Consider the following 24202-nt stretch of genomic DNA (forward strand, 5'->3'; position numbering starts at 1 on the left):
ACTGCTTGATGCCTGCCGAACCCACCTCGCACCCACCCGCCTCGGTCCGATCGCTCTGGCGCCTGCGCGGCTACCTGCGCCCGCACCGGTGGGCGCTCGCCGTCATGTTCGCCGCGTCGCTCGGTGGCGTCGGCCTCTCCATCGCCATCCCGCTCGTGACCCGGGCCGTCATCGACGGCCCGATCACCCGGCACGAGCTCGCGCCCGTGCTGCCGCTCGGCCTGCTCGCGCTCGCGCTGGGCGTGCTCGAGGCGGTCCTCATCTTCGTGCGCCGCTGGGTGCAGTCGAACGCGGTGCTCGGGCTCGAGACCGAGCTGCGGCGCGACCTCTACGAGCGCCTCCAGGCGTTGCCGATGAGCTTCCACACGCGCTGGCAGTCCGGTCAGCTGCTCTCGCGGGCCACCACCGACCTGTCGGCGATCCGGCGGTTCAGCGGCTTCGGGCTGCTCTTCCTCGTCGTCAACGTGCTCCAGGTCGTCGCCGTGACGGTCGTGCTGCTGACGATGTACTGGCCGCTCGGGCTCGTCGTCGCGGCCACGGCCGCCCCCATCGTCTGGCTCTCGATGCGCTTCGAGCGGGCCTACGTCGTCGTGTCGCGGCAGGTGCAGGACCAGCAGGGCGACCTCGCCACGCAGGCCGAGGAGGGCGCGGTCGGCATCCGCGTCATCAAGTCGTTCGGCCGCAGCGACCACATGAGCCGCCGCTACGACGACGCGGCCCTCGAGCTGCGCGCGACGAGCCTGGCCAAGGTGCGCCTGTCGGCGAAGTTCTGGACCTTCCTCGAGGTCATCCCCAACCTCGCGGTCGTCGTCGTGCTCCTCCTCGGCGCCATCGGCGTCGGTCGGGGTGCGCTGACGCCCGGCGAGCTCGTCGCCTTCATCACCCTCATGCTCTCGCTCGTATGGCCGGTGTCGTCGCTCGGGGTCATCCTCGCGATGGCGCAGGAGGCCATGACCGCCGCGGCGCGGGTGCTCGAGATCTTCGACACCGAGCCCGACATCGTCTCGGGAGAGCACCCGGGCGCGGCGGCTCGGGGACACCTGCGCTTCGAGCACGTCGACTTCGCCTTCCCCGACGCGCCCGACGAGCCGGTGCTGCGTGACGTCAACCTCGACGTGGCGCCGGGGGAGACCCTCGCGCTCGTCGGCGCCACCGGGTCGGGCAAGACCGCGCTGACGGCCCTGGTGCCGAGGCTCTTCGACGTCACCGGTGGCCGCGTCACCATCGACGGCGTCGACGTGCGCGACCTCGAGCTCGAGACCCTGCGCAGCCTCGTCGCGACGGCGTTCGAGGAGCCGACCCTCTTCTCGATGAGCGCGCGCGAGAACGTGACGCTCGGCCGGTCCGACGCCCCGGAGGACGAGGTCCTCGCCGCCCTCGACGTCGCACAGGCCGGCTTCGTGCACGACCTGCCCTGGGGGCTCGACACCCGCATCGGAGAGCAGGGGCTCTCGCTGTCCGGTGGCCAGCGCCAACGGCTCGCGCTCGCCCGGGCCGTCCTCTCGCAGCCGGCCGTGCTCGTGCTCGACGACACCCTCTCGGCGCTCGACGTGCACACCGAGAAGCTCGTCGAGCAGGCCCTCTCGAGCGTGCTCTCCGAGACGACGGGCCTCGTCGTCGCCCACCGGGCCTCGACCGTGCTGCTCGCCGACCGGGTGGCCCTGCTCGAGCACGGCACCATCACCCACGTCGGCACGCACCGCGAGCTGCTCGACACCGTCCCGGCCTACCGCGAGCTGCTCGCGGCCGACGGTCCCGATGCGACGGACCGGGCCGACGCGACGGATGCGGCCAGCGCGACGGACCGGGCCGGCGCGACCGAGGAGCTGACCGCATGACGGCCCCCACCCAGCAGTGGCGCGGCGTGGCCGCCGACGACATCGAGGGCGACCTGACGGCCGAGACCTCGGCACGGCTCGCGGGTCGGTCCCAGCGGTTGCTGCGCGAGGTGCTGCGCCCGTGGCGCAGGGCGCTGTGGTGGCTGATGGTGGTCGTCGTCGTCGAGAACGCCGCCCGCCTGTCGATCCCCTACCTCGTCAAGGAGGGCATCGACACCGGCATCCCGCCGATCCGGGCCTCGGGTGACCTCGGGCCGCTGCTGCTCGTCGTCGGGCTGGTGCTCGTCGCGACGGTCACCCAGGCGATCTCGCGCAACCTCTTCCTCGTCCGTTCGGGCATCATCGGCCAGGACATCCTGCTCTCGATCCGGCGGCGGGTCTTCCGCCACTTCCAGACGCTGAGCCCGGCGTTCCACGACCGCTACACCTCCGGTCGCGTCATCTCGCGCCAGACGTCCGACGTCGACGCCATCTACGAGATGCTCGAGACCGGGTTCGACGGGCTCGTCACGGCCGCCCTGACGCTCGTCGGCACCTCGGTGCTGCTCCTCGTGCTCGACGTACGGCTCGGTCTCGTCGCCCTGCTCTGCGGTCCGGCGCTCGCGCTCCTGACGAACTGGTTCCGCAAGGAGTCGGCGAGGAGCTACCGCGCGACGCGCGAGAAGGTCGCCCTCGTCATCGTCCACTTCGTCGAGTCGATGAACGGCATCCGTGCGGTGCAGGCGTTCCGCCGCGAGCCGCGCAACCAGGCGATCTTCGAGGACGTCAACGACCAGTACCGTCAGGCCAACCTCGTCGCCTTCCGGCTCGTCGCGTGGTTCATGCCCGGCATCCGGCTCATCGGCAACGTGACGATCGCCGCGGTGCTGCTCTACGGTGGCTACCTCGCCTACCACGGCGAGGTCACGGTCGGCGTGCTCGCGGCGTTCCTGCTCTACCTGCGCCAGTTCTTCGAGCCGATGATGGAGATCTCGCAGTTCTACAACACCTTCCAGTCGGCGACGGCCGCGCTCGAGAAGCTCTCGGGCGTGCTCGAGGAGGAGCCCGAGGTCGCCGAGCCGGTCGACCCCGAGCCGCTGCGCGAGGTCGCGGGCGAGGTGTGCTTCGACGGCGTGCGCTTCGAGTACGTCGCGGGCCAGGCCGTGCTGCCCGGGCTCGACCTCACGGTGGCCGCAGGCCAGACGGTCGCGCTCGTCGGCACGACCGGCGCCGGCAAGACGACGATCGCCAAGCTCGCCACGCGGTTCTACGACCCGAGCGACGGCGCGGTGCGCCTCGACGGCATCGACCTGCGGCGCCTCGCCTCCGACGACCTGCACCGGGCCGTCGTCATGGTCACGCAGGAGAACTACCTCTTCAGCGGCACCGTCGCCGACAACATCCGCTTCGGCCGCCCCGACGCGAGCGACGAGCAGGTGGAGGCGGCGGCCCGCGCCCTGGGGGCGCACGCGTTCATCGCGGCCCTGCCGCAGGGCTACGAGACAGCGGTCTCGAACCGCGGCGGGCTGCTCAGCGCCGGGCAGCGCCAGCTCGTGGCCTTCGCCCGCGCGTTCCTCGCCGACCCGGCCGTGCTGATCCTCGACGAGGCGACGAGCTCGCTCGACATCCCCTCGGAGCGGCTCGTGCAGCGGGCGCTCGACACGATCCTCGCGGGGCGCACCGCCATCGTCATCGCGCACCGTCTCTCGACGGTCGAGAACGCCGACCGGGTGCTCGTGCTCGAGCACGGGCGGATCGTCGAGGACGGCGCACCGGGTGACCTCGTGGCGGCCGGCGACGGGCGCTACTCCGACCTGCACCAGGCCTGGGTCGACTCGCTGGCCTGACGGCACGGCCCCGGTGCCGGGTCACCCCGGCGTGCGCCGGGTCACCCCGGCGTGCGCGGGGACGGCCGGGGGGCGCGCCTCAGCGGCCGGCGGGGGTGAGCCCGAGCGAGCGGCCGGCCAGGCCCCGGGCGCGGGAGCCGAGGCTGCGGGCGATGCCGCGCAGCGCCACGGCAGCGGCCGTGTCCGGCGCCCCCAGCACGACGGGGGTGCCGGCGTCGCCACCCTCGCGCAGTCGCGTGTCGAGCGGGATCTGGCCGAGCAGCTCGACGGGCGCGCCGATGCTCTTCGTCAGCGAGTCGGCGACGGCCTGGCCGCCGCCCGAGCCGAAGATCTCCTGACGGCTCCCGTCGGGCAGCTCGAGCCAGCTCATGTTCTCGATGACGCCGACGACGCGCTGGTGGGTCTGCAGGGCGATCGAACCGGCCCGCTCGGCCACCTCGGCGGCGGCCTGCTGCGGGGTCGTCACGACGAGGATCTCGGCCGTCGGGATGAGCTGGGCGACCGAGATCGCGATGTCGCCCGTGCCCGGCGGCAGGTCGAGCAGCAGCACGTCGAGGTCGCCCCAGAAGACGTCGCCGAGGAACTGCTGCAGGGCCCGGTGGAGCATCGGGCCACGCCACACGACGGGCTGGTTGCCGGGCACGAACATGCCGATCGAGATGACCTTCACGTCGTGGCTGATGGGCGGCAGGATCATGTCGTCGACCTGCGTCGGGCGCTGCTCGACGCCGAGCATGCGCGGCACCGAGAAGCCGTAGACGTCGGCGTCGACGACGCCCACGCGCAGGCCCTGCTCGGCCATCGCGGCGGCGAGGTTGACCGTCACCGACGACTTGCCCACGCCACCCTTGCCGGACGCGACGGCATACACCCGCGTGAGGCTGTTGGGCTTGGCGAAGGGGATCTCCTTCTCGGGGGCGCCGCCGCGCAGCTGGGAGCGCAGCTCGGCACGCTGCTCGTCGCTCATGACGTCGAGCTCGACCTCGACCGACGTGACGCCGTCGAGCGCGAGGAGGGCGTTGCTCGAGTCCTTGGTCAGCGTCTCCTTCATCGGGCAGCCGGAGACGGTGAGGAAGATCGCGAGGTCGACCTTGCCGGCGTCGTCGATCTCGACCGACTTGACCATGCCGAGCTCGGTGATCGGCTTGCGGATCTCGGGGTCGTTGACCTTCGACAGCGCCGTGAGCAGGGCGTCACGACTGGGCAGTGCGGCGACAGACATGTGCTCCATCGTATGCCGCGGTGCGGGCCCACCCGACCGCCCCCGGTGTCGACCGCAACACACCGTGGAGGTCACGACCCACCGGGGTCGGATGCCGGTGGGTTGCGACCTACTCGGTGTGCTGCGCGGGCGGGGGCGGGGTGTCGTCGTCGCGGCCGCGCAGCAGGGCGCGATCCTCGAGCTCGTCGAGGAGCGAGCGCAGCTCGGACCGGACGAAGTCGCGGGTCGCCTGCTCGCGCAGCGCGAGGCGCAGGCTCGCCACCTCGCGGGTCAGGAACTCGGTGTCGGCGAGGTTGCGCTCGTCGCGCGCGCGGTCCTGCTCGAGCGCGACGCGGTCGCGGTCGGCCTGCCGGTTCTGCGCGAGCAGGATGAGCGGCGCGGCGTAGGAGGCCTGCAGGCTGAGCATGAGGGTCAGGAAGATGAAGGGGAACTCGTCGAAGATGAGGCCCGGTGGCGCGAGGACGTTCCAGGCGATCCACGCCGCGACGAAGACCGTCATGCCGATGAGGAACTGCGCCGTGCCCATGAACCGCGCGAACTTCTCGGACAGGACGCCGAAGGCCTCCTGCGTCAGGGTGATCCGCGGCAGCACCCGGGCCCGCTTCTCCTGCGGCTGGTCGAGCTTGTCGCTGCGCACGTTGCGCGGGGTGCTGCGACGCTCGGCGCGCTCGCTCACGGCTTGACCCCGAGCTCGTGCCGGGCCTCACGCCAGTCCTCCGGGAGGATGTGGTCGAGCACGTCGTCGACGGTGACCGCGCCGATGAGGCGCCCGTCGTCGTCGACGACCGGCAGGGACACGAGGTTGTAGGTCGCGAGGGTGCGCGTCACCGTCTCGAGGGACGCGCTGGCCACGACGGGCTCGATCTCCTTGTCGATGATCGAGCCGACGGCGCCGTGCGGCGGCTCACGCAGCAGGCGCTGGATGTGCACGAGGCCGAGGTAGCGCCCGGTCGGTGCCTCGAGCGGCGGCCGGCAGACGTAGACCATCGAGGCGAGCGCGGGCGCCAGCTCCTCGCGGCGCACCGTCGCGAGCGCCTCGGCGATCGTCGCCTCAGGGCCGAGCACCACGGGCTCGGTCGTCATCATGCCGCCGGCGGTCTTCTCGTCGTAGGCGAGCAGGCGGCGCAGCGGCGCGGCCTCGTCGGGCTCCATCAGCTGGAGCAGCTGCTCGGCCTGCTCGGGCGGGAGGTCGGCGAGCAGGTCGGCGGCGTCGTCGGGCTCCATCGCCTCGAGCACGTCGGCCGCGCGCTCGTTGGCGAGGCCCGCGAGGATCTCGACCTGGTCGTCCTCGGGCAGCTCCTCGAGGACGTCGGCGAGCCGGTCGTCGTCGAGCGCAGCGGCCACCTCGGCGCGGCGCTTGGGGTTGAGGTCGTGGATGACCTCGGCGAGGTCGGCGACCTTGAGGTCGTCGTAGGTCTCGAGGAGCCGCTCGGCGCTCTGGGCGCCCGACTGCTGGTGCAGCCCGACGACGTCGCGGATGTCGACGAGCATCGTCTTGCCCGACCGGCGCCGGGTCAGGCGCGACATGGCCTTCGACGCCGGGGAGATGCCCGCCGAGGCCTGGCGCACGAAGACGCGCGTGCCCAGCCAGTCGCGACGCGGGCCCTGCTCGATGGCGACGTCCTCGACGAGGGCGTCGGCGAAGCCCGCCTCGACGGCCTCGGGCGTCGTGACGCGCACGGAGCGGTCGAACAGCTCGGCCGCGACGAGCACCTCGTTGGTGCGCTGCTCGAACCGGCGCATGTTGACCAGGCCCGTCGTGATGACGGCGCCGGCGTCGATCGAGGTGACGCGGGTCATCGGGACGAACACGCGCCGCCGTCCCGGCACCTCGACGACGAGACCGATGACGCGGGGCTCGGGGCGGCTGGAGGGGAACATCACCACGACGTCGCGGACGCGGCCCACCTGGTCGCCGAGGGGGTCGAAGACGGCGAGGCCGGTCAGGCGCGCGACGAAGACGCGGGTGCTCGCACTCATGGGCCCAAGGCTATGCGGTCAGCGACCGTCGAGACCGACGCCACGTCGCCGCCGCTTCCTGCGCTGCTTCGCGCGGGCCTTCGCGGCCTTCCTCCGGGCCTTGGCCTCGGCGCGCGCCTGCCGCTGCTCGGCCTTCGTCTCCCCGCGCCCGCCCCAGTGCCAGGGCCGCCACGCCGTCGTCGTCGCAGCGGTGCGGGCCGGGGCCGCCCGGTGGTCGTCCGCGGCATACGATCCCGGCGACTCGAGGGGGTCGCCGAAGGGCACGAGGGCGGTGACGGTGCACTCGGCGGCCCAGCGGGTCACGCTGTCGTCGACGGCGTTGAGCCGCGCGGGACGCAGCAGGTCGGTGGCGCGCTGCCACTGGCTGCTGCCCGGCTCGAGCACGTGCGCACGGGCGCGCACCGTGAGCAGCCGGCCGCCGGTGTCCTTGCTGCGCAGGACGAGGCGCACCTCGGGCGGCAGCCACGGCAGGGGCTGCTCGCCCGGGCCGCTGACGACGAGGGCGGCGCCGTCGTCCCACACGTGCCACGCCGGCCAGGTGCGGTCGTCGGCGACGTCGATCCAGAGCAGCCCCGACTTGCCCATCGCCTCGGCGAGCAGCGCGGCGCCCGGTGCGGGGGCGGCGGTCGGCTCGTCCTGCTGCTCGGTCGCGCGCTCGGTCACACGGCCACCCTAGTGACCCGCGCCTCATCGGTGGAGGGCGTGACTGGCGTCATAACGCGGGCCGACCCGCCGTTGCTACGTTGACCGCCATGCGCAGCGCCAAGGACTTCTTCCGCCCGCTCGCGGTGGGGGCGCCGACGCCCCTGACGCAGGTGCCGGCCCGACCGTCCCGAGTCATCCACTTCTTCGACCCGAGCAACCCGAAGATGGCCGCGAAGGTGCCGGGCCTCGTCGGCACCGTCGACGTGCTGCTGGGCAACCTCGAGGACGCCGTCAAGGCCGACCGCAAGGAGGCCGCACGCGCCGGCCTCGTCGAGATCGCCCGGGCGACCGACTTCGGCCAGAGCACCCAGCTGTGGACGCGCATCAACGCGCTCGACAGCCCCTGGGCGCTGGACGACCTGACGACGCTCGTCACCGAGATCGGCGACACGCTCGACGTCGTCATGGTGCCCAAGGTGCAGGGCGCCGAGGACATCCACTACGTCGACCGCCTCCTCGCCCAGCTCGAGGCCAAGGCAGGGCTCACCCGGCCGATCCTCGTGCACGCCATCCTCGAGACGGCCCGCGGCATGGTCAACGTCGAGGAGATCTGCGGGGCCTCACCGCGCATGCAGGGGCTCTCGCTCGGGCCGGCCGACCTCGCGGCCGACCGCCGGATGAAGACGACCCGCGTCGGCGGCGGCCACCCCGGCTACCTCGTGCGCACCGACCCCGTCGACGGCGACGTCCAGGGGGAGCGCGCGACGGCGCAGCAGGACCTCTGGCACTACACGATCGCCCGGATGGTCGACGCGTGCGCCATGCACGGGATCTACCCGTACTACGGCCCGTTCGGCGACATCCAGGACGTCGTCGCGTGCGAGGACCAGTTCCGCAACGCCTTCCTCCTCGGCTGCGTCGGCACGTGGTCGCTGCACCCGGTGCAGATCGAGATCGCCAAGCGCGTCTTCAGCCCGTCGGCGCAGGACGTCGCGCACGCGCGTCGCGTCGTCGCCGCGATGGGCGACGGCACGGGCGCGGTCATGCTCGACGGCCGGATGGAGGACGACGCCAGCCTCAAGCAGTGCCTCGTCATCGTCGAGCTCGCCGAGCGCCTCTCGCAGACCGACCCCGCGCTCGCCGAGCTGTATGCCGCAACGACCGTCCCCGAGGAGGGCTGAGCCCGTGACCGTCGAGCCCGACACCTACCGCCCGCGCCGTTCGGTGCTCTACATGCCGAGCTCGAACGAGCGCGCGCTCGAGAAGGCGAAGACGCTGCCCGTCGACGCGCTGATCCTCGACCTCGAGGACGCAGTGGCGCCCGATGCCAAGGAGCAGGCCCGCGAGAACGCTTTCGCGGCAGCGCGATCGGGGGACTACGGTCGGCGCGAGCTGACGATCCGGGTCAACGGTCTCGGGTCGCAGTGGCACGACGCGGACCTCGCCGCGGCGGCAGCGGCGGGCCCCGACGCGATCGTCGTGCCGAAGGTGGGCTCGGCCGACGAGGTGCGGGTGCTCGTCGCCGCGATGGAGGCGGCCGGCGCCCCCGCGCGCACGCGGCTGTGGGCCATGGTCGAGACGCCGGTGGCCGTGCTGCACGCCGAGGAGATCGCCCGTGCGTCGAGCCGCCTGGCCTGCCTCGTGCTCGGCACGAACGACCTCTACAAGGAGCTCGGTGCGACCTTCGCGCCCGGCCGCGCGGCCATCGCGACGAGCCTGCAGCTGGCGCTGCTCGGCGCGCGGGCTGCGGGGGTGGCGGTGCTCGACGGCGTGTTCAACGACGTGTCGGACGCCGAGGGCTTCCTCGCCGAGGCCCGGCAGGCACGTGAGCTCGGTTTCGACGGCAAGACGCTCATCCACCCGGCTCAGGTCGGCCCGGCCAACCAGGTCTTCGCCCCCGACCCGGGCCAGGTCGACGACGCGCGGGCCGTCATCGTGGCCTTCGAGGAGGCGCAGGCGCAGGGTCGTGGGGTCGCGACGCTGCACGGTCGGCTCATCGAGAACCTCCACGTCGACACGGCCCGCAAGGTGCTGGCCACGGCAGAAGCCATCGCTGCGCTCTCCTGACGTCCGCGTCGGTGTCACCGGCACGCTGCGTGCAGGTGCGGGGGTGTTCCGTGCGCCGTGCGGGATAGCCACGGCGCCCCCGATCGTTGGACCCGGCATGGAGCCCCAGCCGAGCCCCCCGCGAGCGGGCGTGAGCCGACGCGCGCTGCTGCGCCTCGGCGCCGCCGGCGCGGTGGGCGCCGTCGCAGCCGGAGGGGCGTATGCCGTGTCGCGAGGCCCCGGGCTCCCGTCCCTGCCGCAGCTGCCCGGGTTCGCGGAGCCGACCCCTCGCGAGCTGCGCATCGACCCCGAGCCGGTGGACTTCCGCGAGCTGGAGGCGCGTCGGCGCTTCGGGCCGGCCCGGCACGTCTACGAGGTGACGGGCCGTGGTGCGACGGCCTACGTCACCGAGCCCTTCGGCGCCCGTGTCGACCGGTGGCTCGAGCTGCACCGGAAGCACGTGGGCCAGGCGCCCGACGAGCTGCGGACCTACGGCGCGTGGGTGCGCGGGTCGGCGACGTCGTGGCACAGCTCGGGCGAGGCCGTCGACGTCGCCCGGCTCCGCGCCGGCGGTCGCGACCTCACGTCGCTGCGCCACGACCAGTGGCGCGACGCCCCGGCGCCGGAGCTGCGCCGACGGCTGTCGCTCTACTGGCGCACCGCGGCCGGGCTCCACCACGAGTTCGCCGACGTGCTGACCTACCTGTTCGACGCCGCCCACGCCAACCACATCCACGTCGACCTCGGCCGGTTCGGCCCGGAGCGACCGCGCCTCATCCGGCGTTCGAACGCCCAGGTCCAGGCGGTCCAGGCGATGTGCCGCCACGTCTGGGGTGTCACCGGCATCGAGACGACCGGCGAGTTCGACGACGCGACGCGCGCCGCGACGACGCGCATCCTCGAACGCGTCGGCGGCCCCGGCGAGCTCGCCGACTCCCGGGAGGCCTGGCAGGCCTTCCTCGTCGCGACGATGGAGCGCGGCTGACGTCGTGACGCGGGGCACGGCACACGGGCGGGAAGAGGGACGGGCCGCGGGACGGGCCGCCGCCTAGGATCGGGTCATGCCCAAGGCCGTGCTCACCCCCCAGTCGGAGGACTTCCCCCGCTGGTACCAGGACGTCGTCGCCAAGGCCGAGCTGGCCGACAACGGGCCGGTGCGCGGCACCATGGTCATCCGACCGTACGGCTACGCGATCTGGGAGCGCATGCAGGCCGACATGGACCGCCGGATCAAGGAGGCGGGTGCCCGCAACGCGTACTTCCCGCTCTTCATCCCCGAGTCCTACCTCACCCGGGAGGCCGAGCACGTCGAGGGATTCAGCCCCGAGCTCGCGGTCGTCACGCACGCGGGTGGCAAGCAGCTCGAGGAGCCGGTCGTGGTGCGCCCCACCTCGGAGACCGTCATCGGCGAGTACCTCGCGAAGTGGACGCAGAGCTATCGTGACCTGCCGCTGCTGCTCAACCAGTGGGCCAACGTCGTGCGGTGGGAGCTGCGGCCGCGGATCTTCCTGCGCACCAGCGAGTTCCTCTGGCAGGAGGGGCACACCGCGCACGCGACCGAGGACGACGCGCGCGCGTACGCCGCCCGGATCCACGAGGACGTGTATGCCGCGTTCATGAGAGAGATGCTCGCCCTGCCGGTCGTGCTCGGCCGCAAGACCGCCCGCGAGCGTTTCGCCGGAGCGACGAACACCCTTGCGCTGGAAGGGATGATGCGTGACGGGAAGGCCCTGCAGATGGGCACGAGCCACGAGCTCGGCCAGAACTTCGCCAAGGCCTTCGACATCACCTACCTCTCCGAGCAGGGTCGCCAGGAACTGTGCTGGACGACGTCGTGGGGGACCTCGACGCGCATGCTCGGCGGGCTCATCATGGGTCACGGCGACGACCACGGCCTGCGGCTGCCGCCGCGGCTCGCGCCGGTGCAGGCGCTCGTCATGGTCGTCAAGGACGGCGAGGGCGTGCCCGAGGCAGCCCACCGGCTCGTCGCCGACCTCGTGGCGCGCGGGGTGCGCGCCGAGCTCGACGCCCGGGTCGACACGGCCTTCGGCCGCCGCGCCGTCGACGCCGAGCTCAAGGGCATCCCGGTGCGCGTCGAGGTGGGTCCGCGCGACCTCGCGGAGGGCTCGGTCACGGTCGCCCGTCGGATCGCCGGCGGCAAGGAGTCCGTGCCCCTCGGGGGTGTCGTCGGCGTCGTCGCCGCCGCGCTCGAGGAGGACCACGACACCCTCTACGCCGAAGCCCTGGCGCACCGCGAGGCCAGCACCGTGGCCGTCACGACCGTGGGGGCGGCTGCCGAGGCCGCCCGCACCGGCTGGGCCACCATCCCGTGGGCGACCCTGGGGCCAGAGGGGGAGGAAGAGCTCGCCCGGTCGGCCGTCACCGTGCGCTGCCTGACCATGCCGGACGGGTCGGTGCCCCGGAAGGAGGACGCCGACGGCGTGCTCGCGGTCGTCGGCCGGGCCTACTGACGCCGGGAACACCTCCGGGAAGACGCACGGGCCGGGCGCCGTTGACGGGTACGTGGACGGTGCCGGGGGTCAGGACGACGTGAGGAGCGAGATGACGGCGGGTGGACGACCGGTGGAGCCGGCGCAGCCGGACGTGCTGACGCCGCTGCTGCGCGACCGCGAGAGCGTCCTCGTCTACGACCGCAGCCACGTGCTCGGCCCGGAGGCGCTGCGCGCCATCCTCGAGGCCGCCCGCTGGTCGCCGTCGGCCGGCAACTCGCAGCCGTGGGGCTTCCTCGTGGGCCTGCGCGGCGACGACACGCACGCCGCCATGGTCGAGACGCTGTCGTCGGCCAACCGGGTGTGGGCGCCGTCGGCATCGGCCGTCATCTTCACGCTGCACCAGGTCGCCACCGACGAGGACCACGAGATCGCCTACAGCGACTACGCGATGTTCGACCTCGGGCAGGCGGTCGCACACATCACCGTGCAGGCCCGGTCGATGGGCCTGCAGGTGCGCCAGTTCGGCGGCTTCGACCACCGGGCCGCGGCCGAGCGCTTCGCCGTGCCACCGCACTGGGCCGTCACGACGGGCATCGCCCTCGGCCTGCCCGCCGGGCCCGACGGTGACGCCGAGATGCCCGAGTGGCTGCGGGCCCGGGCCCGGCTGCCGCGCTCCCGCCTGCCGCTGGAGGCGTTCGTGCACTCGGGCAAGTTCGGCCACGCCGCAGACTTCCTCGGCTGAGGGCCTGAGGCGGCGCCGACGCACGGACGGAGGCCGCTCCACGAACGAGCGGCCTCCACCACGTGCGTCGCCGGGCCCTCCCCGGTCACCACCGCGACGTCGCCGCCGCCATGAGGTCACCGAAGAACAGCCCTTCGTCCACCGCGTACCCACGCCGGGTGAACCAGTCACACATGTTGCGGGTGTCGCGCTCGAGGAACTCGGGCCCGTGCGGGTTGCCGATGACGTCGACGACCTGCGGCCAGTCGATGAGCACCAGTCGCGCGGCGTCTCCCTCGCCCTCGAGGAGCACGTTGTAGGGCGAGAGGTCGCCGTGCGCCCAGCCGAGCTCGGCGAGGCGCAGCATCGCCGACCGGAGCTGCTCGAAGAGCACCGGCAGGAGGTCGGCGTCCGGCCTCGTCTGGGCGAGGCGCGGCGCGGCCTGTCCGTCCTGGCTGCCGATGAACTCCATCAGCATCTCGTCGTCGGACATCTGCACCGGGTAGGGCACCGGCAACCCCTCGTCCCACAGCCGCACGAGCGTCTCGAACTCCGCGAAGGCCCAGAGCCCGCTGATGAGCTCCTTGCCGAAGGCGGTGCGGGTCCGGATGGCCCGCGTCTCGCGCGACTTCCGCACGCGCCGCCCCTCGAGGTAGCCCGAGTCGCGGTGGAACATGCGGTGCCGGCTCGAGCGGTAGCGCTTGCCCGCCATGAGCACGTCGCGACCGGGGGAGCCGGGCACCCACCTCCGAACGAGGTGGACGTCCGCCTCCTTGCCGGTCTTGAGCACCCCGAGGTCGGACTCGACGGCCCCGAGGTCGGTGATGACCCAGTCGGGCCGTGGCTTGGGCCCGTGCGTGGCGCCGTCCCAGCTCGACCAGCGCTCGCCCTCGGGCGGGCCGTCGGGGTCGCTGTCGACGGCATACTGCTCGGCCTCGAGGCCGGGGTGCCGCCGGCTGCTCAGCCGGCGGCTGACGACCTCGTGGTCGTCGTCGTGAAAAGCGTTGGATGACAAGAGAACTCCAAGGAAGAAGAGATGTGGGCAGGCGTGCCCGGGGCCGTCATGGACATGTCGCCCTCCTTGGGTCCTGGCGTGCGGCCGTGTGCCGCTGCGCTCGCGTAGAGACTGGCGCAGCGGCACACGGGGGTGCAACGGGTTTTTCGGTGGAGCCGTCCGCCTCAGCCGGTGATCTTGTCGTAGCGGTAGGGCACGAACGTGCCGTAGCCCGAGAAGTACGGGTAGGGGATCGTGCGCGCGATCGCGCCGTGCGAGCCCGACTCCTCGCTCGCGTAGTAGGAGGTGTGTGCCGAGTTGGCCCAGCCGCGGAAGATCACGACGTGGCCGGACGCACCGGCCGATCCCGGGCCGCCCTTGAGCAGGATGTCACCGGGGCGCAGGTCGCTCTTGCCGATCCGGTGCGAGACGTTCGGCAGCGTCACCGTCGACAGCGACGAGCTCAGGTGCCAGGCCATCGAGACGAATCCCGAGCAGTCCGTGCGGTACTGGCGACCCTGCGGGTCCCCGGTGTAGCGGGACATGCTGTACGGCACGCGACGGTCGGTCCAGTACTTCGCCCGGGCGAGGACCTCGGTGCGCGAGATCGTGCCGCCGACCGTCGAGCCGCCGGTCGGGGGCTTCGGTGAGCAGCTGAGCACCCGGGTGATGCCCATGGCCTTCATCGTCTGCGGGCCGGCCTGGCCGCCCGTCGGGATGCCGTGGGCCTTCTGGTAGGCCTTGACCTTGCTCGTGGTGAGCGGGCCGTAGACGCCGTCGGCCGACGCGCCGGCCTTGGCCTGCACCGCCTTGACCTTGGCGATGACCTTCGGCTGGGTCAGCGGGCCCGCCGACCCGTCCTGGGCGAGGCAGTTGTCCTTCTGGAACGCCTTGACCGCCGCGGTCGTTGCGGGGCCGTAGCTGCCGTCGATCGACCCGGAGTAGTAGAGCATCCCCCAGAGGTCCTCCTGCAGCTGCTTCGTGGTGAGCGAGCTGACGGCGTGCGCCGGTGTCTGGTGCGTCATGACGGTGACGCCGACGAGCGCCAGCGCGGCGAGCAGAGCGCTGACGAGCCGCGCGGAGCGGGGTGCCCCGACGCGTACGTGCATGGTCGAACCCATGTCTCATCCCTTCTCGACGGGACTCCCCTGTGGACCCCCGCCGCCGACAGTAGGGCCGCCCGGGGGCTCGCGGAATGGGTAGTGCTACCCACCTTCGGCGGCGCCCGGCGCACGCCTGATTGCGGCAATCGGTATCAGCGCCACCTCCCGCGGCTCTACCGTGACGAGAGGTTCACGTCGCCCGTCCGTCCCGGAGGTGAGTGGGTATGCCGTCGACGACCTTCGGCGGGGGAGCGGTGCGGATCCGCACGCCCCGCGGCTACGACGTCGCCCCGGCGACGGACCGGTCCGACCGTGACCTCCCCGGCGGCGACCGCCGGTCGGCCGAGCGGGCCGCTCTCGTCGCGGCCCTCGGCGAGCAGGACTTCGTCGTCGTCGACCGCATCGACGTCACGCCCCGGCGCGGCCGCGACCTCGAGGGCCCGCCCGCGCCGAACCGCGCGGGCACCGTGCGGCTCGACGTCGACGTGCCGGCGGGCGACGACGCCGTGGTGCTCCTCGAGCGCGACGGCGTCTACTCCTGGCACCTGCCGGTCGAGGCGTCGCGGCGGTCGCGCGACATCGACCTCGGGCCCCGCACCGTCTCGTTCGCGCTCACCGTGCAGCCGGAGCGTCCGACCCGTCCGCGCCGCGACCGCGGGCTGCTCGGCGACCTCGCCCACGGGGCGCTGCAGGCGATCGTCCTGCGCTTCGGGGCGCCCGCGCTCGTCGGCAAGGTCATCGAGCGGCTGGAGGCGGGAGTGCATCCCGGGCTCGTGCACGTCGGTGGAGCCACCCTCGAGTCCTGGCGGCCGGTCGCCGACCTCGGTGCGGTCCGCCTGCCCACCGACAGGCCGGCGCGCATCCTCCTCCTCGTGCACGGCACGTTCTCGACGACCGTGAGCGCGTTCGGTGCCCTTGCCGTGGCCCCGGGAGCCGAGGGCTTCGTCGACGCGCTCCGGGGGGCCTACGACGCCGTGCTCGGCTTCGACCACCGCACCCTGAGCGTCGACCCCGAGCAGAACGCCCGCGACCTGCTCGCGCTGCTGCGCACGCACCCCGGCGAGCTCGTCGTGGACGTCGTCACCCACAGCCGCGGCGGCCTGGTCACCCGCTCGTTCGTCGAGAGCGTCCTCCCCGGGGCGGGCACGTCGATCGGCGTCGAGAACATCGTCTTCGTCGCCGCCACGAACGGTGGCACCCACCTCGCCGACCCCGAGCGCTGGCACGACCTCGTCGACCTCTACACGAACCTCGTGCTCGCGGCCTCGACCGGGCTCTCGCTCGTGCCGGGTGGCGTCCCCTTCGCAGCCGTCGTCGGCGGCGTCGTGCGGGGGATCGGCGCCCTCGTCAAGTACCTCGTCTCGTACGCCGCCGGCGAGCAAGGTGGGGCGGGCGGGGTGCCGGGGCTCGCCGCGATGATGCCGGACGGGCCGTTCGTGACGACGCTCAACGAGGACCAGCCGGGGCAGCCGGGTCCCGGCACGAGCTGGTTCGTCGTCTCGTCCGACTTCCACGTCTCGCTCTTCGACGACCACCACAACCCGCCGGAGTTCCCGCGCGAGCTCGCGGTCAAGCTGGCGGAGGGTTTCGTCGACCACCTCTTCCGGGGCAGCAACGACCTCGTCGTCGACACCGACTCGATGTCGGCCATCGGGCTGCCCGGCGGCGGCTACGTGCGCGACACGCTCGCGCTGGGGACCAACGACGTCGTGCACCACGTCAACTACTTCTCGCAGCTGCCCGTCATCGCCCGCATCAGCCAGTGGCTGCCGCTCGGTCTCGGGGCGGGTGACGACGCCACCGGGCTGCCGGCCTGGATGACCGCCGGCGAACCCGTCGCCGACCCCGGCGTGCCGGGCGACCGGGGCCTCGAGAGCATCGACCGTGACCTGCCGCCGGCGACGGCCCGTCCGCCGTCGACTTCGGCCCGACCGCCGGCCCCCACGGCTCCGGCACAGGCAACGAAGAAGGCGACCGCGAAGAAGGCCGCCAAGAAGGCGGCGAAGAAGGCCACAGCGAAGAAGGCCACGGGCACCAAGGCCGTCAAGGGCGCATCCGCCCGTCCGCCGGCCGACGGGGTCGCGACCGGCGACACGCAGGCCGAGCTGGCGGCGGAGATGCCGTCGAACGTCACCCCGGGCGCCGAGCTCACGGTGCGGGTCAGGCTCTCGCGCGCGGCTCTCGAGGCGACCGAGGGGACGGTGCACGCGGCGCGCACGGTCCGCATCGACGCCGAGCGGCCCCTCACCGTGCAGGTCTACGCCAAGGCGAACGTCGAGGTGCTCGAGCCCGCCGCCAAGCTCTTCGGGCTGCCGAGCGGCGACTGGGCGAGCGAGCTGACCTTCCGGGCGCGCGCCCTCGCGCCGGGGCCGGTCGTCGTCTCCGTCGTGCTCCGGCAGGGGCGCGTGCCCGTCGGCACCGTGACCCTCGAGTCGACGGCCGGGGCCGCCGGCCTCCTGGCGCCGGCGCCGGCACGCGCCGCCGTGCACACCGGCATCGACGCCCCCGAGCTCGACGACCTGCCGTGCATCGACATCGTCGAGTCCCGGCGCGTCACGGGGGAGCGCGTCTACAGCTACGCCGTGCGACTCGTCCCCGGCGAGCCGGAGCAGGTCTTCGAGTCGGCACCGGTCATCGGCCGCGACGACTTCGTGCGCGACCGGCTCGCCGAGGTGGAGAAGGTCATCACCGACCCGGACCTGTCGGCGCGAGAACGCATGTCGCAGCTGCAGAACACCGGCACGCTGCTCTTCGACCAGTTCTTCCCCGAGGACATGCAGGACTACCTCTGGACGCACCGCGAGCTCGTGCACGACCTCATCCTCTACACCGACGAGCCGTTCGTGCCCTGGGAGCTCGTCCACCTCAAGCCGGCCCGGGGCAAGCGGGGCGCCGAGCCGCACTTCCTCGCGCAGGGTGGCCTCGTGCGCTGGCAGCTCGGCAGCTTCCCGCCCCGCCGGGTGCGCGTGCGGCGGGGCCGGGCCCGCTCGATCTGCCCCGTCTACGCCAACCCGATGTTCCGCAACGACGTCGGGGTCGCCGAGGCGGGCTGGCTCAAGGACCACTTCGGCGCGAAGCCGGTGACGGCGACGCCCGCGGGCGTCGAGCGGCTGCTGCGCGGCGGGGGTTTCGACCTGCTGCACTTCTCGGGCCACGGCGCGGCGCGCTCCGACGACATCGCCGACGCCAAGGTGCTGCTCCAGGGGATGCGTCGCGGGTCGACGGTGCGCGAGCAGTACCTCAGCTCGACCGACGTGTCGCAGAACCTCGACTGGGCCGACCCTGCCCGTGGTGGCCCGCTCGTCGTGCTCAACGCCTGCCAGACCGGCCGTTCGGGCGAGCTGTTCACGACGGCAGGGGGATTCGCCAAGGCCTTCCTCGACGCCGGGGCGTCGGCCTTCGTCTCGTGCCTCTGGTCGGTCGCGGAGGAGCCGGCCCGGGTGTTCGTCGAGACGCTCTACGACGAGCTGCTCAAGGGTGCGCCGATGTCGCGCGCGAGCGCGGCCGCACGGGCGGCCGCCCGCGACGCCGACGATCCCACCTGGCTGGCCTACGTCGTCTACGCCCGACCCGACGCCGTGCTCGAGAGGGCCTGAACCGGCCTACGCGACAAGCGAACCCGCCCGACCGATGGGCACAGAGAAGTCCGGAGAGAAGAAGAAGAAGAAGAAGGAGGAACCGCCATGGCACGCAAGGCGCTGTGCGTGGGGATCAACGAGTTCGAGTCGCTCCCGCCGACGAGCTGGCTCAACGGCTGCGTCAACGACGCGAACGACGTGGCAGCGGCACTGCGCCAGCTCGGGTTCACTGCTCGGGACACGACGGTCCTGACCGACGCGGGGGCCACGAAACGAGCCGTCATGACGGCCCTCGAGGGCCTCGTGTCGTCGGCGAAGGCGGGCGACCACCTCGTCTTCACCTTCAGCAGCCACGGCACACAGGTGCCCAACGAGCCCGGCGGCGACCGCGAGCCCGACGACCTCGACGAGGCGTTCGCCTGCTACGACATCCGACAGCAGGGCGACCAGTGGGACCGCGACACCGTCATCGTCGACGACGAGCTGCGCGACCTCTTCGCGACGGTGCCCACCGGCGTGCTCCTCGAGGTGCTCCTCGACACGTGCCACAGCGGCACGGGCCTGAAGGACCTCGACGAGATCATGCAGGCCCAGCTGCTCGGGCGCCGCCCGCGCTTCCTGCCGCCGCCGACGCGGGCCGGGCTCGAGCAGGCGCGGTCGCTGCGCGCCGTGGCGCCCGTGCGCACCGTCGACCGCAAGGCGCTCGTCGAGCTGACGAGGAGCCGCACCGCCGCGAGCAAGCCGGTGCTCTTCGCCGCCTGCCGCCCCGACCAGACCGCCTCCGACGCGACCTTCGACGGCCGCTCGAACGGCGCGTTCACCTATCTCTTCCTCAAGGCGCTGCGGGCCGACCCGGCCGCCAGCCGGACCGACCTGCTCAAGACCGTGACGGCCGGTCTCAAGGAGGGCGACTTCAGCCAGCGCTCGACGCTCGAGGGGCCCGTCAAGAGCAAGAAGGTCGGCTTCGGCCAGCTCTGGTGAGCGCTGCCGCCGACCCGCCGTGCCGGTGACCGACACCACAGGTGTCCACCCTCACACGTCGGGGCCCTCTGCGTGGGCGGGCCCCGGCGGCATACTCGGTCGCAGCTGACCCGTAGACCGACGCAAGGTGGCGATCCGAGCATGTCCCGACTCCAGCAGACCGACGGCCTCACCGAGGAGCAGACCGAGCTCGTCAAGCTCGTGCGCGAGTTCGTCGACGAGCAGATCATCCCCGTCGCGACCGAGCTCGAGCACCGGGACGAGTACCCCCAGGCCATCGTCGACGGCATGAAGGAGATGGGGATCTTCGGCCTCATGATCCCCGAGGAGTACGGCGGCCTCGGCGAGTCGCTCCTGACCTACGCCCTCTGCGTCGAGGAGATCGCCCGCGGCTGGATGAGCGTCAGCGGCATCATCAACACCCACTTCATCGTCGCCTACCTCGTGCTCCAGCACGGCACCGAGGAGCAGAAGCAGCGCTACCTGCCGAGGATGGCCACGGGGGAGGTCCGCGGCGCCTTCTCGATGAGCGAGCCCGGCTGCGGCTCCGACGTGGCGGCGATCAAGACCAAGGCCGTCAAGGGCGACGACGGGCAGTGGTCGATCACCGGCCAGAAGATGTGGCTGACGAACGGCGGCTCCGCCAACCTCGTCGCCGTCCTCGTCAAGACCGACACCGGGGCCGACTCGGTCTACCGCAACATGACGACCTTCCTCGTCGAGAAGGAGAGCGGCTTCGGCGAGACCGCGCAGGGCGTCACCGTGCCCGGCAAGATCGAGAAGATGGGCTACAAGGGCGTCGACACGACCGAGCTCGTGCTCGACGGCCACCGCACGAGCGACGCCCAGATCCTCGGCGGAGAGTCCGGCAAGGGCTTCTACCAGATGATGGACGGTGTCGAGGTGGGCCGCGTCAACGTGGCCGCCCGTGGATGCGGCGTGGCCAGAAGGGCGTTCGAGCTCGGCATCTCCTACGCGCAGCAGCGGGAGACCTTCGGCAAGAAGATCGTCGACCACCAGGCCGTGCTCTTCCGGCTCGCCGACATGGCCGTCAAGGTCGAGGCCGCGCACGAGATGATGGTCAAGGCCGCCCGGAAGAAGGACTCGGGCGAGCGCAACGACCTCGAGGCCGGCATGGCGAAGTACCTTGCGTCCGAGTACTGCTCGCAGGTCGTCGAGGACAGCTTCCGCATCCACGGCGGCTACGGGTACTCCAAGGAGTACGAGATCGAGCGGCTCTACCGCGAGGCCCCGATGCTGCTCATCGGCGAGGGCACGGCCGACATCCAGCGCATGATCATCGGGCGCCGCCTCGTCGAGGACTACCGGCTCAGGTCGTGAGCTCCCCCGGTCGGCGTCGGTCAGGTGGGAGGATGGGTTCATGAGCCTGCAACCGAAGGGTCCGGGGGGACGTCAGGGATTCGCCACGCTGTCCCTCGAGTACCCCATGTCGCTCGGGGTGTTCGAGAAGTACGGCGACGCGCAGAAGGCCGTCGACGCCCTCTCCGACAACCAGTTCCCGGTCGAGAACTGCCTCATCGTCGGCACCGACCTCAAGCAGCTCGAGCGGGTGACGGCTCGCCTCACGTGGGGACGCGTCGCGCTCGGCGGTCTGCTGTCGGGCATCTGGCTGGGGCTGTTCGTCGGCCTCATCCTCTCGCTGTTCTCCCAGCCGTCCAGCCCGCTCACGCTGCTCCTCTCGACCGCCCTCTACGGCGCCGTCTTCGGCCTCGTCTGGTCGCTCATCGGCTACGCCTTCACGCGGGGCGCGCGCGACTTCTCGTCCGTGAGCCAGGTCGTGGCGACGCGCTACGAGGTCTTCGTCGAGCACAAGTTCGCGCAGCAGGGCCGCACGATCCTCGCCGACGCCGGCATCACCGGCTTCGCGCCGCCGACGACCGCCGCCACCCACCCGGGTGAAGGCGACGCCGGGGGGCCGCCCGCCGGCTGAGGCGCACCACCCGCGCAACGATCCGGCGGGGGTGGGTGTCTGTCTCGGTGACGGTCCCCGACGAAGGAGCGCACCGATGCCGACCACCCGCCCCGGGGCGCATGCCGTCCGCCGCAGTGCCCGGCCCGTCGCCGGTGCCGCCGTGGCTGCGGCCGCCCTCCTCGTCCTCGCCGCCTGCGGCACGACACCCGCGCCGTCGCCGGGCCGGTCCTCCTCCGGTGCGCCCTCGCAGGCCACCTCGTCCGCGCCGGTTCGCGACGTCACCGCGCAACCACGGGCCGCCGACGGCGCCCTGGCCTGCCCCGGCTCGCTGGCCTCGGCCGAGGGGATGACCGTGCCGGTGCGGCCCCAGGGCGTCCGCGGGGGCGACCGGCTGCTGCCCGACCGCCAGCCGCGCAGCCTCGTCGTCTGCAGCTACCCGGTCCTCGACATCAGCGCCACGACGCCCCTCGCGGCGCCGTTCCCGCGGAGCACCCGCGCGGTGCTCACCGGGGCGAAGCGCGCCGACGTCGTCGCCCTGCTGACGTGGGCGCCGCGGTGGAACGGTCGCGAGCGGCCCTGCACGTCGATGGGTGGCGACGAGACGGCATACCTCGTCGGAGCGGACCTCGGCGACGCGGTCGTCTGGGTGGCGGCGAAGGCCGACCCCAACGCGTGCTCACGCGCGACGAACGGCGACTTCGTGTCCGGCGCGCCCGTGGGCACCGACCTCGCGGCGGTGACGGGCGGTCGCCCGCTCCCGCGGCCGGCCGGGGGCGGCGTGTGCACCGAGCGGTCGTGGGGCCGGCTCGGTGACGACGTCGACCTCGTGCCCGCGGGCGACCCGAGGGTCACGGTCTGTCGCGACGGCGTCGACGGCACGGCGCGGGCCGTCCCCCTCGACGGGGCGAGCGGCGCGGCGGTCGTGGCCGCCCTGCGGGCCCTGCCCACGCGTCCGACGAGCAGTATGTGCCAGGGCTCGGGCGGGCTCTCGGACCAGCGCTTCACCCTCGTGCTGGCCTGGCCCGCGGGCCCGCCCGTGCGCGTCGGCGTCGACCCCACCTGCCGCCCGTCGGTGCTGGGCCAGAACCTCGAGTCCGACGACGCCGGCGGCCTCGTCGCCCTCGTCGAGCGGTGGAGCCCACCGATCCCCGGCCCGGACCCCGACGGCTCGGTGTCGTCCCCGACGTAGGGGCGGTCGGTGCACGGGCCACCACGGCCGAGTGCCCACGCCCCGGGTCGGGGACGTGGGCACTCGGGAGGTCGCGAGGCAGGGGCGGGCGGTCAGGCCTTCGTGCCCCAGATGCCGGCGATCCACTGCTCGATCTCGGCGCTGCTGCGCGGCATCGCGGCCGAGAGGTTCTCGCAGCCGTCCTCGGTGATGAGGATGTCGTCCTCGATGCGCACGCCGTTGCCCCGCAGCTCGGCGGGGACCAGCTCGTCGTCCGCCTTGAAGTAGAGGCCCGGCTCGACGGTGAGGATCATGCCCGGGCGCAGCTCGGCGTCGGAGTACTCCTCGCGCGTGGCGAGGGCGCAGTCGTGCACGTCGATGCCGAGGTGGTGGCTCGTGCCGTGCACCATCCAGCGTCGGTGGTACTGCCCGTGGTCGGCGTCGAGGGTGGCCTCGACGTCGACGCCCTCGGGCAGCAGGCCCCAGGCGTGCAGGTGCTCGGCGATGACGCGGATCGCGGCCGCGTGCACGTCGCTGAACCTGTTGCCCGGCTTGCACGCCGCGATGCCCGCCTCCTGGGCGGCGTAGACGGCGTCGTAGATGCGGCGCTGGGCGTCGGTGAAGGTGCCGCTCACCGGCAGGGTGCGGGTGATGTCGGCCGTGAAGAGCGAGTCGACCTCGACGCCCGCGTCGAGCAGGAGCAGGTCACCCTCCGCGATGTCGCCGGTGTTCTTGATCCAGTGCAACGTGTTCGCGTGGTCGCCGCTCGCGCAGATCGAGTCGTAGCCGACCCCGTTGCCGTGGTGGCGGGCGTGCAGGCCGAAGACGCCCTCGACCCAGCGCTCGCCGCGGCCGCGGTGGATGGCCTCGGGCAGGTCGGCGATGACGGCGTCGAAGCCCCGGTGCGTGCCGGCGACCGCGTCACGCATCTGCTCGACCTCCCACTCGTCCTTGACGAAGCGGAGCGTCGAGAGGAAGGCGGCGAACTGCTCGTCGGCCTCGCGCTGGCGGTCGACGCGGGTCTCGGTCTCGCTCGCCTCCTGCGTGCCGGCGGCCGCGGCGCGGGCGCGGTCGACGCGCTCGGCCACCTCGGCGTCGGCGTCGCGCACGACGCGGACCGTCACCTCGCCGGCGTCCTTGGCCACGGCATCGGCGAGCCCGTCGATGTGGCGGGCCGTGAGGCCGAGCTCCGACTCGATGTCGTCGAGCGTCGGGCGCGCCCCGACCCAGAACTCGCCGTAGCGCGAGTCGCCGAAGAACTCCTCGGTGTCGCGGTCGGCGAGCGGGCGGAAGTAGAGGATCGACTCGTGGCCCTCGGTGGGGGTGCCGTCGTCGGCGTGGCGCGGCTCGAGCACGAGCACGGCGTCCGGCTCGCGGTCGCTGCCGAGGCCCGTCAGGTGGGCGAAGGCGCTGTGCGGCCGGAAGACGTAGTCGCAGTCGTTGCTGCGCACCTTGAGGCCGCCGGCGGGCACGACGAGGCGCTCGCCGGGGAAGGCGGCGCTCACGGCGTCGCGACGGCGGGCTGCGTGGTCGGCGACCTCGGCCCGGGGGGTCACCCCGGTGCCTCGGGGCGCCCAGCCGCTCGCGACGAAGGCCCGGAACTCGTCGGTCGTCGGGCGCTTGCGGCTCGGAGAGCTCTTCTGTTCTTCACTCATCACCCCTGCATGGTGCCACGAAGCCCCCGGGCCACCGAACCCCGTTTCCCGGGTCGCGG

The 24202-nt window shown here is 72.8% G+C and carries 19 protein-coding genes; 12 read left to right on the forward strand and 7 right to left on the reverse strand.

The window, feature by feature from the left end:
• Nucleotides 1-8 precede the first annotated feature (8 nt).
• Together ABD979_RS10640 and ABD979_RS10645 are read left to right on the forward strand one after the other, a co-directional pair.
• A complete protein-coding gene (locus ABD979_RS10640) occupies nt 9-1838 on the forward strand; it encodes an ABC transporter ATP-binding protein (protein WP_345507435.1) in 1830 nt (609 codons plus the stop codon).
• Nucleotides 1835-3664, forward strand: coding sequence for an ABC transporter ATP-binding protein (locus ABD979_RS10645; RefSeq protein ID WP_345507436.1), 1830 nt, complete (start codon nt 1835-1837; stop codon nt 3662-3664). Before ABD979_RS10640 ends, ABD979_RS10645 begins: the two co-directional genes overlap by 4 nt.
• Nucleotides 3665-3743: 79 nt before the next feature.
• On the opposite strand, the gene ABD979_RS10650 is transcribed toward ABD979_RS10645, so the two are convergent.
• The 4 genes from ABD979_RS10650 to ABD979_RS10665 all read right to left on the reverse strand — a co-directional run bounded on the left by ABD979_RS10650 (nt 3744) and on the right by ABD979_RS10665 (nt 7529).
• Nucleotides 3744-4886 (reverse strand): Mrp/NBP35 family ATP-binding protein, encoded by a 1143-nt coding sequence (locus ABD979_RS10650; protein ID WP_345507437.1) that lies wholly within the window; start codon nt 4884-4886, stop codon nt 3744-3746.
• Nucleotides 4887-4995: 109 nt separating this feature from the next.
• Nucleotides 4996-5562 (reverse strand): DUF1003 domain-containing protein, encoded by a 567-nt coding sequence (locus ABD979_RS10655; protein ID WP_345507438.1) that lies wholly within the window; start codon nt 5560-5562, stop codon nt 4996-4998.
• Nucleotides 5559-6866, reverse strand: a complete 1308-nt coding sequence (locus ABD979_RS10660; RefSeq protein ID WP_345507439.1) for a magnesium transporter MgtE N-terminal domain-containing protein — start codon at nt 6864-6866, stop codon at nt 5559-5561. Before ABD979_RS10660 ends, ABD979_RS10655 begins: the two co-directional genes overlap by 4 nt.
• Before the next feature lie 18 nt (nt 6867-6884).
• Entirely contained in the window at nt 6885-7529 is a 645-nt protein-coding gene (locus tag ABD979_RS10665; RefSeq protein ID WP_345507440.1) for a hypothetical protein, read from the reverse strand.
• 89 nt (nt 7530-7618) lie between these two features.
• Between ABD979_RS10665 and ABD979_RS10670 the strand changes: the two genes are divergently transcribed.
• From ABD979_RS10670 to ABD979_RS10690, 5 genes are all read left to right on the forward strand, one after another.
• The gene (locus tag ABD979_RS10670) at nt 7619-8692 is read left to right on the forward strand and encodes an HpcH/HpaI aldolase/citrate lyase family protein (protein ID WP_345507441.1); all 1074 of its coding nucleotides are present in this window, start codon (nt 7619-7621) and stop codon (nt 8690-8692) included.
• 4 nt (nt 8693-8696) lie between these two features.
• Nucleotides 8697-9578, forward strand: a complete 882-nt coding sequence (locus ABD979_RS10675; protein WP_425583961.1) for an HpcH/HpaI aldolase/citrate lyase family protein — start codon at nt 8697-8699, stop codon at nt 9576-9578.
• Nucleotides 9579-9708: 130 nt separating this feature from the next.
• On the forward strand, nt 9709-10542 hold the full coding sequence (locus ABD979_RS10680) for an extensin family protein (protein ID WP_345507443.1): 834 nt from the start codon (nt 9709-9711) through the stop codon (nt 10540-10542).
• A gap of 76 nt (nt 10543-10618) precedes the next feature.
• Complete coding sequence (gene proS / locus ABD979_RS10685; protein WP_345507444.1) at nt 10619-12028, forward strand: proline--tRNA ligase; 1410 nt, start codon at nt 10619-10621, stop codon at nt 12026-12028.
• A 91-nt stretch (nt 12029-12119) separates the two neighbouring features.
• Complete coding sequence (locus ABD979_RS10690) at nt 12120-12752, forward strand: nitroreductase family protein (protein ID WP_345507445.1); 633 nt, start codon at nt 12120-12122, stop codon at nt 12750-12752.
• A gap of 85 nt (nt 12753-12837) precedes the next feature.
• Here ABD979_RS10690 and ABD979_RS10695 read toward each other — a convergent pair whose 3' ends face one another.
• Nucleotides 12838-13746: a serine protein kinase RIO gene (locus ABD979_RS10695; RefSeq protein WP_345507446.1), complete on the reverse strand. Its 909-nt coding sequence runs from the start codon at nt 13744-13746 to the stop codon at nt 12838-12840.
• A gap of 164 nt (nt 13747-13910) precedes the next feature.
• A complete protein-coding gene (locus ABD979_RS10700; RefSeq protein ID WP_345507447.1) occupies nt 13911-14846 on the reverse strand; it encodes a peptidoglycan-binding protein in 936 nt (311 codons plus the stop codon).
• A 206-nt stretch (nt 14847-15052) separates the two neighbouring features.
• Here ABD979_RS10700 and ABD979_RS10705 point away from each other — a divergent pair, with 206 nt between their 5' ends.
• From ABD979_RS10705 to ABD979_RS10725, 5 genes are all read left to right on the forward strand, one after another.
• A complete protein-coding gene (locus tag ABD979_RS10705) occupies nt 15053-18424 on the forward strand; it encodes a CHAT domain-containing protein (RefSeq protein WP_345507448.1) in 3372 nt (1123 codons plus the stop codon).
• Between the two features lie 87 nt (nt 18425-18511).
• Entirely contained in the window at nt 18512-19387 is an 876-nt protein-coding gene (locus ABD979_RS10710; protein ID WP_345507449.1) for a caspase family protein, read from the forward strand.
• Nucleotides 19388-19528: 141 nt separating this feature from the next.
• A complete protein-coding gene (locus ABD979_RS10715) occupies nt 19529-20728 on the forward strand; it encodes an acyl-CoA dehydrogenase family protein (RefSeq protein ID WP_345507450.1) in 1200 nt (399 codons plus the stop codon).
• Between the two features lie 40 nt (nt 20729-20768).
• Nucleotides 20769-21338 (forward strand): YflT domain-containing protein, encoded by a 570-nt coding sequence (locus ABD979_RS10720; RefSeq protein WP_345507451.1) that lies wholly within the window; start codon nt 20769-20771, stop codon nt 21336-21338.
• 76 nt (nt 21339-21414) lie between these two features.
• Complete coding sequence (locus ABD979_RS10725; protein ID WP_345507452.1) at nt 21415-22509, forward strand: hypothetical protein; 1095 nt, start codon at nt 21415-21417, stop codon at nt 22507-22509.
• Nucleotides 22510-22601: 92 nt separating this feature from the next.
• Here the strand turns inward: ABD979_RS10725 and ABD979_RS10730 are convergent, their stop codons facing one another.
• Nucleotides 22602-24143 carry an aminopeptidase P family protein gene (locus ABD979_RS10730; protein WP_345507453.1) on the reverse strand — a complete coding sequence of 514 codons (1542 nt, stop codon included), beginning with the start codon at nt 24141-24143 and terminating at the stop codon, nt 22602-22604.
• Nucleotides 24144-24202 lie beyond the last annotated feature (59 nt).

This window comes from Terrabacter aeriphilus, from assembly GCF_039542985.1.
Taxonomy (GTDB): Bacteria; Actinomycetota; Actinomycetes; order Actinomycetales; family Dermatophilaceae; genus Terrabacter; species Terrabacter aeriphilus.

Coding starts and splice junctions, on each gene's coding strand:
- ABD979_RS10640 (WP_345507435.1), top strand. CDS start 9: ATGCCTGCCGAACCCACCTCGCACCCACCCGCCTCGGTCCGATCGCTC.
- ABD979_RS10645 (WP_345507436.1), top strand. CDS start 1,835: ATGACGGCCCCCACCCAGCAGTGGCGCGGCGTGGCCGCCGACGACATC.
- ABD979_RS10650 (WP_345507437.1), bottom strand. CDS start 4,886: ATGTCTGTCGCCGCACTGCCCAGTCGTGACGCCCTGCTCACGGCGCTG.
- ABD979_RS10660 (WP_345507439.1), bottom strand. CDS start 6,866: ATGAGTGCGAGCACCCGCGTCTTCGTCGCGCGCCTGACCGGCCTCGCC.
- ABD979_RS10670 (WP_345507441.1), top strand. CDS start 7,619: ATGCGCAGCGCCAAGGACTTCTTCCGCCCGCTCGCGGTGGGGGCGCCG.
- proS (WP_345507444.1), top strand. CDS start 10,619: ATGCCCAAGGCCGTGCTCACCCCCCAGTCGGAGGACTTCCCCCGCTGG.
- ABD979_RS10690 (WP_345507445.1), top strand. CDS start 12,120: ATGACGGCGGGTGGACGACCGGTGGAGCCGGCGCAGCCGGACGTGCTG.
- ABD979_RS10700 (WP_345507447.1), bottom strand. CDS start 14,846: ATGGGTTCGACCATGCACGTACGCGTCGGGGCACCCCGCTCCGCGCGG.
- ABD979_RS10705 (WP_345507448.1), top strand. CDS start 15,053: ATGCCGTCGACGACCTTCGGCGGGGGAGCGGTGCGGATCCGCACGCCC.
- ABD979_RS10710 (WP_345507449.1), top strand. CDS start 18,512: ATGGCACGCAAGGCGCTGTGCGTGGGGATCAACGAGTTCGAGTCGCTC.
- ABD979_RS10715 (WP_345507450.1), top strand. CDS start 19,529: ATGTCCCGACTCCAGCAGACCGACGGCCTCACCGAGGAGCAGACCGAG.
- ABD979_RS10720 (WP_345507451.1), top strand. CDS start 20,769: ATGAGCCTGCAACCGAAGGGTCCGGGGGGACGTCAGGGATTCGCCACG.
- ABD979_RS10725 (WP_345507452.1), top strand. CDS start 21,415: ATGCCGACCACCCGCCCCGGGGCGCATGCCGTCCGCCGCAGTGCCCGG.
- ABD979_RS10730 (WP_345507453.1), bottom strand. CDS start 24,143: ATGAGTGAAGAACAGAAGAGCTCTCCGAGCCGCAAGCGCCCGACGACC.